The 12741-nt window shown below is 42.2% G+C and carries 9 protein-coding genes, 1 pseudogene and 1 riboswitch; of the genes and pseudogenes, 1 reads left to right on the top strand and 9 read right to left on the bottom strand.

Annotation, left to right across the window (positions count from 1 at the left end; translation table 11 throughout):
- Positions 1 to 131 (top strand): annotated as a pseudogene (locus DZ860_RS13840) (IS200/IS605 family transposase); the annotation flags it as partial.
- A 200-nt stretch (positions 132 to 331) separates the two neighbouring features.
- On the opposite strand, the gene DZ860_RS13835 reads toward DZ860_RS13840, so the two are convergent.
- From DZ860_RS13835 to dinG, 9 genes are all read right to left on the bottom strand, one after another.
- The gene (locus DZ860_RS13835) at positions 332 to 3271 is read right to left on the bottom strand and encodes a calcium-binding protein (RefSeq protein WP_120032238.1); all 2940 of its coding nucleotides are present in this window, start codon (positions 3269 to 3271) and stop codon (positions 332 to 334) included.
- A gap of 33 nt (positions 3272 to 3304) precedes the next feature.
- A riboswitch (cyclic di-GMP riboswitch) is annotated at positions 3305 to 3386 on the bottom strand.
- A gap of 62 nt (positions 3387 to 3448) precedes the next feature.
- The gene (locus tag DZ860_RS13830) at positions 3449 to 4798 is read right to left on the bottom strand and encodes an HlyD family type I secretion periplasmic adaptor subunit (protein WP_120032236.1); all 1350 of its coding nucleotides are present in this window, start codon (positions 4796 to 4798) and stop codon (positions 3449 to 3451) included.
- Complete coding sequence (locus DZ860_RS13825; RefSeq protein WP_120032234.1) at positions 4791 to 6545, bottom strand: type I secretion system permease/ATPase; 1755 nt, start codon at positions 6543 to 6545, stop codon at positions 4791 to 4793. The genes DZ860_RS13830 and DZ860_RS13825 overlap by 8 nt, the downstream gene beginning before the upstream one ends.
- Before the next feature lie 139 nt (positions 6546 to 6684).
- Positions 6685 to 7491, bottom strand: coding sequence for an exodeoxyribonuclease III (xthA, locus tag DZ860_RS13820; protein WP_120032232.1), 807 nt, complete (start codon positions 7489 to 7491; stop codon positions 6685 to 6687).
- A gap of 152 nt (positions 7492 to 7643) precedes the next feature.
- Positions 7644 to 8783, bottom strand: a complete 1140-nt coding sequence (locus DZ860_RS13815; RefSeq protein WP_120032230.1) for a ribosomal protein uL16 3-hydroxylase — start codon at positions 8781 to 8783, stop codon at positions 7644 to 7646.
- Positions 8783 to 8947, bottom strand: a complete 165-nt coding sequence (gene rsmS, locus DZ860_RS13810) for a pleiotropic regulatory protein RsmS (protein ID WP_120032228.1) — start codon at positions 8945 to 8947, stop codon at positions 8783 to 8785. Before rsmS ends, DZ860_RS13815 begins: the two co-directional genes overlap by 1 nt.
- A gap of 2 nt (positions 8948 to 8949) precedes the next feature.
- Positions 8950 to 9498 (bottom strand): primosomal replication protein PriC, encoded by a 549-nt coding sequence (priC, locus tag DZ860_RS13805; protein WP_120032227.1) that lies wholly within the window; start codon positions 9496 to 9498, stop codon positions 8950 to 8952.
- Positions 9495 to 10274 (bottom strand): TSUP family transporter, encoded by a 780-nt coding sequence (locus tag DZ860_RS13800; RefSeq protein ID WP_120032225.1) that lies wholly within the window; start codon positions 10272 to 10274, stop codon positions 9495 to 9497. Before DZ860_RS13800 ends, priC begins: the two co-directional genes overlap by 4 nt.
- Before the next feature lie 22 nt (positions 10275 to 10296).
- Complete coding sequence (dinG, locus tag DZ860_RS13795; RefSeq protein ID WP_120032223.1) at positions 10297 to 12369, bottom strand: ATP-dependent DNA helicase DinG; 2073 nt, start codon at positions 12367 to 12369, stop codon at positions 10297 to 10299.
- Positions 12370 to 12741 lie beyond the last annotated feature (372 nt).

The following is a 12741-nucleotide window of genomic DNA, read 5'->3' as shown; positions in this document are numbered from 1 at the left end:
ATGTCGATACGGTAGGAAAAAATACCGGCAAGATACAAAGTTACATAAARCATCAACTAGAGCAGGATAAAATGGGAGAGCAATTGTCGATCCCGTATTCAGGTAGCCCGTTTACGGGCCGCAGGAAATAGTCATATGCAAATGTCAGATCACTATGCGCCTGCTAGGGCGCAGCCAGTAGGAGAGCCTTATAGGCGCATATGAAAAACCACCGGCTATGCCGGTGGATAATTTTTGTCAGCGTTAAACGAAATCCTGTTAAGCATCTGTTTGCTCAACATAGCTCGTTAAATCACCGCGATGACAGCGGTGATTATTTAGCTAAACCAAATTAGACAACATCATTCCATTCGGTATCAGTAAAGACCGAAACGTCATCAGTGCCATTTGTGAGTGTGTATTGGAACAATGAGCCAGATGCGTAGCCAAGTTGCTGCTGAACTGCTGGGGCAAGGCTGCTGATATCGACACTGTCAGTCTCTTTCAGAGCGTAATCGGCGTTCACATAGTCGAACTCTTCCACACCAATCGCGTAGAAAGCGTTGTCATTATTGCCGTCAGTATCTTGAGCTGTTGATAAGAAGTGGTCAAAATCAAGAACCAGTGTGTCATGGGCATTTGAACCAATAACCACTTCAACACCTTGCAGTTTTGATGACTGTGTTAGCTCGAAGTCGACCCCCTCATTTGACATGTAAGGCGCAGCAATAGTATCAAATCCATCGCCACCGTTGACGAAGTCATTACCATTGTCTTCGATAAAGTCATTACCTGTGCCGCCATCAACAACATCAAGGCCAAGACCACCCGCTAAGAAGTCATCGCCATCACCACCGAGTAGTAGGTCATCTTTCTGATAGGTAACGACTTCATTGACGAAGAAGTCACTAGAATCTTCATAGCCGAAACCGTTTTTATCAAAGACGCCCTCTGCCGCTGACAGTTGAATTTCATCGAATGTCGCATTATCAGTATCGGTTGGTGCAAGCATAAAGACACCACTTGACGTGCCGTTACCTTCGGTAAGAACCTTGATATTATCGGTACTTGGGTCAAGGCCAAACGTTGCTAGTGTATTCGCATCAAATTCACCTACAGTAAAGAAGCCTGTCGCGACCTCAACACCTTGGTTTAGAACCGTCCAAACACCGACTTCATTGGTGCCATCAAATGCTTCATCGGCAAATAGACGATCAACGTTAACTTCTGCCGCGACGGTATCATCACCAACAGACAAGCTTAGAATCTCAGATTTCCCACTCGCATCGCCAGTAATACCACTGTCAATAAAGCTAAAACCGATTTGACCATTAACGCCACTTTCATCATTGCCGCTTACACCGTATTGGCCATTTTGTTCGACCAGTTCAGCAACGGTTCCGTCTGGATTTAGTGCGGTTGCATCACCAAGGTTTTCAATATTGCCATGGGTAGTGTTAGTCGCGTGAATATCGCCAAATAATACGTCGTTACCCGTACCACCAATCAGAACATCTTGACCAAATCCACCGGCAAGGAAGTCATTGCCGTCGCCACCATCGAGCCAATCAGCACCGAAATTGCTATCTGCATCACCACGATCGGCTTCTTTTAGGACATTAACTTCTTGGATGAAATAATCGCTTGAGTCTAAGTATCCATGTCCATCTTTATCGTAAATACCATTGGCCGCTGTAAATTGAATTTCATCAAATGCCATGTTGTTGGTATTTTCTGGTGTAATCGCGAAGTAACCGCTTGAACTGCTATCGGCATCTTGAAGCGTTTGAATTGATGGGTTATTACCTAAATCAATACCGTGAGCTTCGAGCGTTGCATTATCCATCTCTCCAGAGGTGAAGTAACCCGATGCCACAACATTACCGTCTTTTAAAACGGTCCAGATACCAACTTCATTGGCACCATTAAGCGCTTCATCAGCAAACAGACGATCGACTTTGACTTGCGCTGCATAGATATCTTCAGCAAGAGTCACTGATAGCATTTCTGATTCACCGCTGCCGTCGGTATTAAAACTGTAGCCAAGCTCTGCTGCAATGCCGCTTTCTTGGTTTCCTTGAACCCCGTAATTGCCATTGTTTTCGCTAACAGTACCCGTTGGAGAGTTTGGATCGTAAGCTTGAGCTGTCGATAGGTCGACAGACATAGCGTTACTGAAGTCGTAGTGTAATTGGTCACCGAATAATGTGTCGTCGCCAGTGCCACCCAGCAATACATCATCGCCAAAACCACCGACAAGGATATCGTCGTTGCTTACGCTAGTATCCGCTTCTATTTCAACAGTTTTGACCTCTCTGACGAAAAAGTCGCTCGAGTCTAGTGCGCCATAACCATTTTTATCATACGAACCTAATGCCGCAGAAAACTGGATTTCATCAAAAGCGACATAGCCAGTATCTTCAGGTGTTACTGTAAATGTACCGTTAGAACGGCCATTACCATCTTCTAGAATTTTCAGATTGTCAGTTGCAGGATCTAAACCATACGCTTTCAACGTCGCATCATCAAAGCTAACGGCAGTGAAGTAGCCTGAGGCGACGACAATTCCTTCGCGTAGCACAGTCCACATACCCACTTCATTGGTCCCTTTATCGGCACCATTTTTCGCTTCATCGGCAAACAATTTGTCGATGACAACTTGTGCAGCATAGCTATTTTCATCAACAGACACAGCAAACACTTCAGAAGAACCGGCTTTATCACCTTGTGACCCGTGATCTTCGAAGCTGTAACCGATTTGACCAGATACGCCACTTTCATGATTGCCTTCTACGCCAAATTTGCCGTTGTTTTCATATAAAGTGGCTACGCTACCATCTGGGCTATAAACGGTCGCTTGTGAGAGATCAGCAGTGACAGCATTGCTAAAATCAACATCGAACTCACCAGTGGTTGGATTGAAAAAGAAGTCGTTGAAATCATCACCGATAATGACGTCATTCCCGTTATTGCCCATAACGATATCGTCGCCAGAACCTGCGTTGACGAGGTCCGCACCATCGCCACCACTGCCGAAGTCTTCGCCGTCACCAAGGTCAATAGCATCGTTACCCTCACCAGCATCTACTTGATCGTTACCAGCACGAGTGACGATAGTGTCATTACCCTCATAGGCTTCAACATAGTCGTTGTCTGCGCCAGTTGAAATAAAGTCATTTGCTTCTGTACCGTATACAGTTTCACCGACATACATCGCTGTTGTATCGTCAATGACTGGTGCAACGATATCGCTGTGACCTGAAAGTGTGTTTGACCCTTTTTTAATTGTCATAGAAAAATTCCTCTATCAATCTGATGATTAATTTGAGGCGGCTCAGCCATCTCTTCCAATGTTGAGATCTGTAGCTTTCCGTCCTTATCTCGCGACAAGTTTGGCTTTTCTCGTTTTTATAGTTTTAGATACCCGTAGAAACGGCTAGGAGCAGGGTATCCAGAATGATGCTCCAATCTAAATTTCGCGCATGGCTTTATACGAGCTAACCGCTAAAGGACTAAGCAAGTAATCCAATGGGGTCTGTTCGTTAAGCAGTATCATGACTTCAGCGGGCATACCTGGGTATAGACTGACGTCGGAGAGTAAACTTAAGTCATCTTTATTGAGTTCAACTCGTGCAAGGTAAGCTGAAGAGCCTGTCGCTTGATCGGTTATTCGATCTGCCGAAATGTGGATGAGTGTTCCGCGAACTGGTGGCGTGCGACGGAAGTTATACGCAGAGAGCCTAACTTCAGTCGCTAACCCAGTGTAGACAACATCAATATCTTCAGGTTTGAGTAAAGCTTCAACAATCAACTGATCCCCTTGAGGGACTATTTCCATGATCTTATCGCCTGCGGCAATAACAGATTGAGTGGCAAAAACATTGAGACCGACAACAACACCCGATTGTGGTGCTCGGATTTCAATACGTTTTAGCACTTGTTGTGCATCGGCCATGGCCTCATGTGCCTCATTGATGGATTTTTCGAGTTGTTGGCTCTCTTCACCTAACTGTTTGGCATAATTAAATTCAGCATTGGTGTCTTTCAATTTTGCCTCGGAGACAGAACGACGCGCACGAGTGATTCGAACATTGAGTTCCGCTAGGCTACCTGTTAAATCAGTATGTTCTCGCTTGAGATCCAATAGTCGAGATTTGGACGTATTCCCGGTTTCCATTAAAGATTCATGCATCTCGACCTGTTCCGATAGATAGATAAGGCTTTGTTTATCTGCTTGATATTTCTGTTGTAGCCCCTCAAGATCTAAATCAGCTTGCGCTACTTTTTCTAACAATATTTGTTCTTCGCCGCTACGCAGTGATTGTCTTTTCTCAAATAATTTTCTTTGGGTTGAGAGCAGGGTGGCGACATGTGGTTCGTCGCTTCTGGCAAGTAAGCGTTGGTCGAATAAAATGGCGTCACTTTCCGCCATTTCTGCTTGCAGTCGGTTTAATCGCGCCAAGTCACTTTGCCATTGAGCACGAAGACCAAATAATCGAGCTTCTGCCTTTGATGAGTCTAATGTAATCAGTAACTCACCTTTTTCTACCGATTGACCATCGGTGATGTGGATGGTTTTTACTATACCGCCTTCTAAATGCTGAATTGGCTTTCGTTGTGATTCAACAATAATTACTCCTGGTGCAATTGCAGCACTACTTAATTTAGCGGTGGCTGCCCATACACAAAATAGGATTAATAATAGTAATACGGTGGCAATAGCGAGTTTAATATATACATTTGCATTGAATTTAATCCGGCGACCATCGTGATATATTATTTGATCTGGTGATATTGTATGTCGATTATTCTCAAGCATTGGACACAACCTTGTTATTAATACGATGTACTTTCTTGGTTTGATTTCTGGAGTCGTTATTACTGCTAGATATCGCTTGAGTTACTGGCTTTGCCGATTTTATTTCGCCAGATTCTAATTCTATGACCCAATCCATATTTTCAAATATTTCTGTGTTATGAGTCACGAGTAAGACCCCGACTTTTTCTTTGGCTAATAGTAAAAGTAATTGTTTGAATTGATGTAATTTGTATCGGTCTAGATTTGATGTAGCTTCATCAAGAATGAGCAACTTAGGTTGATTATAAAGTGCTCGAGCGATAGCAATCGCTTGTGCATCTCCACAAGATAGAGATAAACCTCGTTGCCCAATAAGAGTGTTATACCCATCAGGTAATTTAATGATGCTATCATGTACCCCAATTTTTTTAGCGGCTTGGATTACTTTGTCATCATCAATATTCGTATCGAAATGAGCAATATTCTGTTTAATTGTTCCGGCTAAAAATTCTATTTTCTGTGGTACGTAGCCAACGACCTGACTGAGTTGATCTTTTGACCATTGATTGATGCTAGCCCCGTCGAGTTTAATTGAACCTGTATTTGGTTTGACGAGCCCAGCGATGATTTTACACAGCATACTTTTCCCTGAGCCGTTGGAACCATGTATCGCGACACGATTTCCGGGTTCAAGTTTAAGTCGCAGATTTTTTAGCAAGGGGAGAGAAGCGTTTGGTGGATACCATGATACACCATCGATATGCAGCGCTCCTTGTACCTGATTAAATTGGGTTGTTGATGGCAACTGTTTTATTTCACTGAAGTATTTATTAAGGCGCTTGTTCGCCCCCAATGCGAGTTGCCATGCTTGCAAAGCTCCGGATAGCTGCTCTAACGGTTGTAAAGCACGAGACATCAATATCGACCCTGCTATGATTCCACCTGCAGACATTGCATTATCAATCACCAGTGTGGCACCGACAGCCATTATTACCATTTGCAAAAGTAAACGGATGTACTTCGCGATAGAGGTCAGCGTTGATGTTGATGTTGAGAGTTGATGTTCAAACCAAATTCGTTCGGCGGTTAACTGGTGGTATTGCTGACTTAATCCGTTAGATAAATGTTGAGATTGAACCGTTTCATTAAACGTTACAGATTCATCATGAGCATAGGTGCTAGCCATATTGGTTAACTGCGCATTGGTTAGTTTTTTAAGTTTTAAATAATGGGCAACAAATGAAAATCCTCCGACGAGTAGTGTGGCGGAAAGGCCAACAATGCCAACAATAGGATGGAGAATAAACATGACAATAATAAAAATAGGGGTCCAAAGAATATCAAAGACGACAGAAAAGGCAGGCGAAGTCATAAATGAACGCAGCTCTTTTATATCTTTATGTGAGACTTGATTCGATGGTGTATCGGTATTAATACCACTATAGAGAGTTATTGAAGCAAATGTATCAAGCTTAGTAGCACGACGTTGAAGATAGTAGTTTTTTAAAACATCTAATGCAGATTGAATAGTGACTAGAAAAACAACGATAGCACTGATTAAAAATAATGTATCAAAGCTACGACTAGTCAAAACACGATCAAAAACTTGTAGGCTATAAATAGGGATGGCCAATACAAGAATATTGAGAAATAAACTTATCCCTAACAGAACAACAACGTTTTTTTTATTAAATGGAGAGAACTCTTTCCAGCTGAAGTTATTAATATTCATCGGTGTTAGGAATGGTTTATAAATAGTTGGCAGCATCCTAACATTGCCATGACAATTAATGCGATAGACCGTTATGACTAGATTTCAAGTTTTACCAATAGAGTGGATAATAAATGAAACCAAATCAATAGCTTATAGTGGGCTTCTTAGATTTAAGAAACCCAGATATTATTTATTACTTAAATGTAGACCAAATAGGAGCATGATCTGATGGCTTTTCGATACCTCGTAGTTCGTAATCTATGTCAGATTCAAAACAAGATTGCGCTAACTTACGAGTCGCTAAGATCACATCTATACGTAGGCCTCGGTTGTCATCAAAACCGCGAGAACGGTAGTCAAACCAAGAATATCGGTCTTCAGTGTCTGGGTGTATTTGACGGAAAGTGTCAATGAATCCCCAATCTAGGAGTGATTGTAGCCATTCACGTTCTTCTGGTTGGAAAGAACATTTTCCTGTTTTTAGCCAGCGTTTTTTGTTCTGCTCGCCAATACCAATATCGGCGTCAATCGGGCTAATATTGATATCACCCATCACAATGATTTTTTCTTCGTTGCTGTGGGCATCATTCAGGTATTGCATAAGGTCTTTGTAAAACTGGCGCTTGTAAGGGAATTTGGTTTCATGACCAATGTTGTCCCCTTGAGGGAAGTAGCCATTTAGAATGGTAATTGGTTCACCATTTTCATCAGAAAATGTCGCCATGATCATTCGTTTTTGGTGCTCTTCAGTATCGCTAGGAAAGCCATACTGTATGGATGTCGGCTGTTTTTTACATAGCATGGCTACGCCATAATGCGCTTTTTGCCCATGAAAGTAGACGTGATAACCCATCTTTTCGACATCTTCTACTGGGAATGCTTCATTGTGGACTTTGATTTCTTGCAGTCCAATGACATCCGGTTGATGTTTATCGATAATTGCTTGTAATTGATGAAGGCGCGCTCTTAGGCCGTTGATGTTAAAACTAATAACTTTCATCGTCTGTCCTTACTGTAACTTTCTTATTATAAAGTATGTGGTGATGTTATCACGCGGTGTTGCTTTGATTCAAAACGTCGAGTCTATGTAGGTAAGCTCAAATATAAAGAAGAGCAACCTTGTTACTCTTCTTTATGAGAGAACAAAGGGGACTAATCTAGGAACCAATACCCCTTATTTACTAACTCAGTCAAGAGGACTAATGTTGCTTCACTCATAGGGAAGTGAATTTGCTCTAGAGAAACTTCATCGGTATCGCAGAGTAATTGAGTTAACGCTTGTGTATTATCTGCAAGAGTGAATTTTTCGCCATTGACGTACAAAGTACCAATCGAATTTTCGTGATAGAGGGTTTTTAATCCTGATACTTTGCGTAAGCAACCCATCCCATCGAGATGTTGCAAAACATCATCACTAGTGAGCTGCTCTTCATTTTCAACAATATCAAGTTGATGTCTAGATTGACTCAGCATGGTTCCCATGAATTCTTCAATATGTTGCTCTGATTCAAGGCAAGCTTTTAGCATTGCTGTCAGTTGGCTGAGATCATCAGAAGTCATTATGCTATGGCTTTTACGCACGGTTAGAGCTGGATTGTGCCAGTGCTTTTCACCCATTTCAGATGCGATAGCGTGATCAGCAAAGTTGCTTAATAGCTCTTGCTCAGTTGGAGAGCGGTAGCCAACAGAATAACTTAAACTTGGTTCAAGGGTTGTTCCCTCATGTGGGAAACCTGGCGGAATATAGAGAATGTCACCTGGTTCAAGAATATCGTCGATAATTGAGTCAAAATGCTCAATCTGGCGTAACGCACCCGCTTCAATTTTCTCTTGATATTGGCCTTGGTCAAGATCACCCACGCGCCAGTGTCGTTTGCCACTACCTTGAATGATGAACACGTCATATTGATCAATGTGTGGACCGACACCGCCACCTTGGGCAGAATAACACACCATTAGATCATCGAATAACCACTGTGGCATGGCTTTAAATGATTCTAATAGCTCAGCTGACCCAGTGTGCCAATGGTTACAAGCTTGAACAATGAGTTGCCAATGAGTTTCAGGCAGTTGTTCGAATAAGGTTTCGTCGAACGGGCCATGTTGTGCTTGCCATTGATTGTTGGCATTGGTGATGTAACGAGAGTCGACAACATCTTCCATTGCAAGACCAGCTAACTCATCTGGCGAAATAGGATCGATAAAATCGTTAAAGCCAGCTTTAATAATGGTTGGTTTTTTCTGCCAAAATTCGCTCAAAAAAGCGTCTAGCGAGAATGAAAGTGGATACATTATTCTTCCAAATTAATTTTTTGTTCTAGGTCCGATTTGACGATGTTGATGGCTTTTAGTGCAATATGAAGATCGATGTCATTACTTTCTAATAAATAGATCAGATCGACAGCAAGTTTAATTTCTTCAGGTGCGTTGTCTAGACTGGAGTTTGATGAACTCATCGTTATTTTTGCCTTTCTCTAAAAGCGATCTGCTTTTCTAACTTTACTTTGGCGTCGCGACATCGCTGTAAGCGTTGTTTGGTGATCATGAGATCTTGGTACGCGGCGGGTTGTTGATTTAATGGAGCACTGTGAAGCATCTGTTCTTTATCCGACACCATTTCCATTAGGCGATATTCCCAATTCTGGTGTTGTGCGAGTTCTTGATAGAGGCGATGGATCGGTTTTCGAAACTCTTGATTGCGCTTTGCTTCACTATGACGAATATTGAGTGTGGCGAGTTCCCGTTGAATTGCTGAGATTTGTGTTAACAATCGTTCAGTAAGATATTGTGCTGAAGAGGTGGTTAATTTTCCTGACTGCTCTTCATTTATCAGAGTCGTAAGTGTTGCTTGAATTTCATGGACACAAGGCAGCAACAAATGAGATTTACATTGAAAAAGATGTTCATCAAAAAGAGGTTGATAATGTTCACCTCGTTTGTGGTCAACAAGCTCTGCTTGAGAAGCTAGTTGAGCTAAAGTGTTGCTTAGTTGATTTAATCGACTCATAAATTAATAAACCATGCATCATAAGCGAGCTTAATAGCTAATACACTGACTACGGTAACAAAGACTGGGCGTATAAATTTAGCCCCAAAATGAATCGCGGAATGGGCACCGACAAAAGCACCGGCCATCAGGCAAAGTCCCATAGTGAACCCTAATACCCAGTCAATATGACCGAGTAAAGCAAATGTGACTAAAGAGGTGATATTGCTAGTAAAGTTCATCGCTTTAGCTAGCCCTGATGCCATTAAGATGTTTAATCGATAAAGCGCCATTGAACTGACGGTCCAAAATGCACCGGTTCCAGGTCCTGCAACACCATCATAAAAGCCTAACGTTAACCCTTGAATGTACTGCTTTCTATTAAAGATAGAGCAAGAGGCGGGCAGTTCGTCTTGGTTACTGGTCGGAGTTTTATGAAAGATTGTATAAATAGCCGCGGCAAGAATAATGAGCGGAAGCATTTTTTCAAGCCATTCTGTGCTGATCCAATCAACAAAGAGTGTACCTAGCGTGGCGCCAATTAAGGTGCAGACGAATGCTCGCCCCCAATATTTGGGTTTGAACAAACGTTTGCGATAATAAGTTAATGCTGCCGTCGAAGAGGCGAACGTTGCTGCTAGTTTATTTGTCCCTAAAGCAATGTGTGGCGGTAATCCAATCGAGAGCAGAGCAGGAACGGTAAGCATGCCACCTCCGCCCGCGACTGCATCGATAAAACCAGCAACAAAAGCAACCAGTGCCAACACCAACAGCATTGTTGGCTCAAGTAATTCCATAAAATCGATTTCTTCTTTCTAGTTATTCGATGTTGCGTTTAAACGGCGGTAAGGAATCAAGTAATGCTTTGCCATAACGCTTGCTAATAATTCGTCGGTCAAGGAGGATGACTTTACCAGAATCTCGTTCTTTTCGCAGTAATCGACCCGCGGCTTGAATCAATTTTTTACTCGCTTCAGGCACTGCGATCTGCATAAATGAATTGCCACCTTTACGCTCAATATATTCGGCATGGGCACGTTCAACTGGAGACGTTGGTACGCCAAATGGAATTTTCGTGATGATTAAGTTTTCAAGCAGGGTGCCTGGTAAATCAAGCCCCTCTGAAAAGCTTCCGGTACCAAATAAGATACTGGTTTTTTCACATTGCACCAAAGTGGAGTGTTTTTTCAAAATCTCCCCACGAGATTCTTTGCCTTGAATTTGTAATGCCCAGCCTTTCTTAATAAAAGCGCTTTCCAGAGCCTCGGCCACCTGGTTCATTTGCCAATAAGAAGAGAATAAAACTAAATTGGCCTTCTTGTCTTCAATGAGGTTAGGCAAAATTTCAATAAGATATTCCGTGAACTGTGGTACTTGTGGTTCGTAACGCAGTTTTGGGATGAATAGCTCGGCTTGATTTTGATAGTCAAAAGGCGACGCAAGCGCGAGAAATTGCGTACCGTCCTCTGGTTTATCACTTACACCAGCTTGACGACAGAAAAAACTAAATGAGTTAAGTGCGCGCAATGTCGCTGAAACAAGCACAGCGCCGACACATCGACTCCACAGCTGTTGATCGAGCTGCCAGCCAACTTCCAGTGGGGAAACACTGACGATAAAATCACCCTCACGCTCGGGGCTAATTTCCAACCAACGGGCTAGGGGAGCTCCTTTGTCCCGAAGTGGTTGCGCCATAAGGTGCCAAACTTGTGCTAGGTTATCCATACGTTGGATATAGAATCCCAATTCTGCTAATGCAGGTTCTGCCAAACGGCTTGATAGTTCTCCATCTTTAACTCGTTCAGCAATAAGGTCGGCTATTTTTGCAACAGCTTGCGCACCTTTCTGACTTAGCGTCTTAAGTGATTTCGCTTCTTCTTCAAGCCAACTTGGTAACTCGCCGTGTTCAAAACGATAAATTTTATCTTCAAACTGAGCAGGGTCAAAACGACTAGCCAGTTGCGATAAGGCTGGTATCAATTGCTGTATGGAGTCTTGTAATTCATTACGAAAACGCCCAACACGTTTTTCATCCGTCATCCCGGAAAATTTGCTTATCGATTGATTTAAACGTTCTAACCAGGTTGCAGCCCCTTTTAAACTTGATGCGGCTGATGAATGATCTCGTGCAACTTGAGGCAAGTGGTGTGCTTCATCAAAAACAAAAATAGTATTTTCTGGCTCGGGTAAAATGACACCACCGCCAAGATCGGCATCCGCCATGACTAAACTATGGTTTGCAATAATGACATCGGCTTTATCAAGTTCAGCACGTGCTTTTTGAAAAGGACAGTTACGGTGCATAGGTAAACTATTATTACAGCTATGCTTATCGCTGCCGATCAGTTGCCAGATTTCATCAGGTATGCTTTTCGGCCACGCATCTCTATCACCGTTCCACTTACCTTGTGCCAAACTTCTGTGCATTGTTTCCAATAGTTCGATGTCTTTCTTTTTTGGTTTTGTTTCGAATATCGCCAACTGACCACCATCGACGCCACACGCCGACATTAGTTTTTCTGCACAACAATAGCGTTGCCTTCCTTTCGCCAGAATAAAAGAGAACGGTACATCAGTAATTCTGCGAAATAGAGGTAAGTCTTTCTCTACTAACTGTTCCTGGAGTGCCACAGTGGCTGTGGAAATAACAACTTTGCGATTGTTAAATACTGCTACCGGAATTGTCGCCATCAAATAAGAGAGTGATTTACCAATGCCAGTACCGGCTTCAGCAACAATCATGCGATTAGATTTGTGGTAATTGCCGGACAATGTTTTGGCAATTTCGGCGACAAGATAATTTTGTGCACGACGAGGTACAAAGTTATCCAACTGTGATTGGAGGTTTGAATAACTATTACGAATGGATTGTTGTGTTTTACTGGTGATCATACTGTGTGCCTATTTGCTGGTCAGCGATAATAGCACATATTGCTTATGTGTACGTAGTTCACGAAATAGAACTCTTTTAAAGCAAATCTAGATCTTGTTCACAAAAAAAAACTGAACCTTCATAGGCTTAGAATTAATTCAAAATGTAAAAAATATATATCTCTAAATGTGTTTGTTTGTTGGTGGTTTGTTCTTTTTGTTTTTGGTTTATGTTGGTTGTGTGGGGTTTTCTGCTGTTTTTGCCGCGATTACGGCTTGGGGTAATATCAAGGATGATATGAATGTTTTTTGTTTTTTTATATTTTCTCTAAATTTAAGCTGTTGAAATTGAATGGCTTTTATCTTTTTTTATGTTTTATTTTAGGTTATTTG

It is taken from the genome of Vibrio sinensis (assembly GCF_003605645.1).
In the GTDB taxonomy this organism is placed as follows: domain Bacteria; phylum Pseudomonadota; class Gammaproteobacteria; order Enterobacterales; family Vibrionaceae; genus Vibrio; species Vibrio sinensis.
This window is presented reverse-complemented; position numbering and strand designations above follow the sequence as displayed.

Excerpts from the sequence above, each read along its gene's own strand:
- DZ860_RS13835 (WP_120032238.1), bottom strand. The coding sequence starts at position 3,271 with ATGACAATTAAAAAAGGGTCAAACACACTTTCAGGTCACAGCGATATC.
- DZ860_RS13830 (WP_120032236.1), bottom strand. The coding sequence starts at position 4,798 with ATGCTTGAGAATAATCGACATACAATATCACCAGATCAAATAATATAT.
- DZ860_RS13825 (WP_120032234.1), bottom strand. The coding sequence starts at position 6,545 with ATGCTGCCAACTATTTATAAACCATTCCTAACACCGATGAATATTAAT.
- xthA (WP_120032232.1), bottom strand. The coding sequence starts at position 7,491 with ATGAAAGTTATTAGTTTTAACATCAACGGCCTAAGAGCGCGCCTTCAT.
- DZ860_RS13815 (WP_120032230.1), bottom strand. The coding sequence starts at position 8,783 with ATGTATCCACTTTCATTCTCGCTAGACGCTTTTTTGAGCGAATTTTGG.
- rsmS (WP_120032228.1), bottom strand. The coding sequence starts at position 8,947 with ATGAGTTCATCAAACTCCAGTCTAGACAACGCACCTGAAGAAATTAAA.
- priC (WP_120032227.1), bottom strand. The coding sequence starts at position 9,498 with ATGAGTCGATTAAATCAACTAAGCAACACTTTAGCTCAACTAGCTTCT.
- DZ860_RS13800 (WP_120032225.1), bottom strand. The coding sequence starts at position 10,274 with ATGGAATTACTTGAGCCAACAATGCTGTTGGTGTTGGCACTGGTTGCT.
- dinG (WP_120032223.1), bottom strand. The coding sequence starts at position 12,369 with ATGATCACCAGTAAAACACAACAATCCATTCGTAATAGTTATTCAAAC.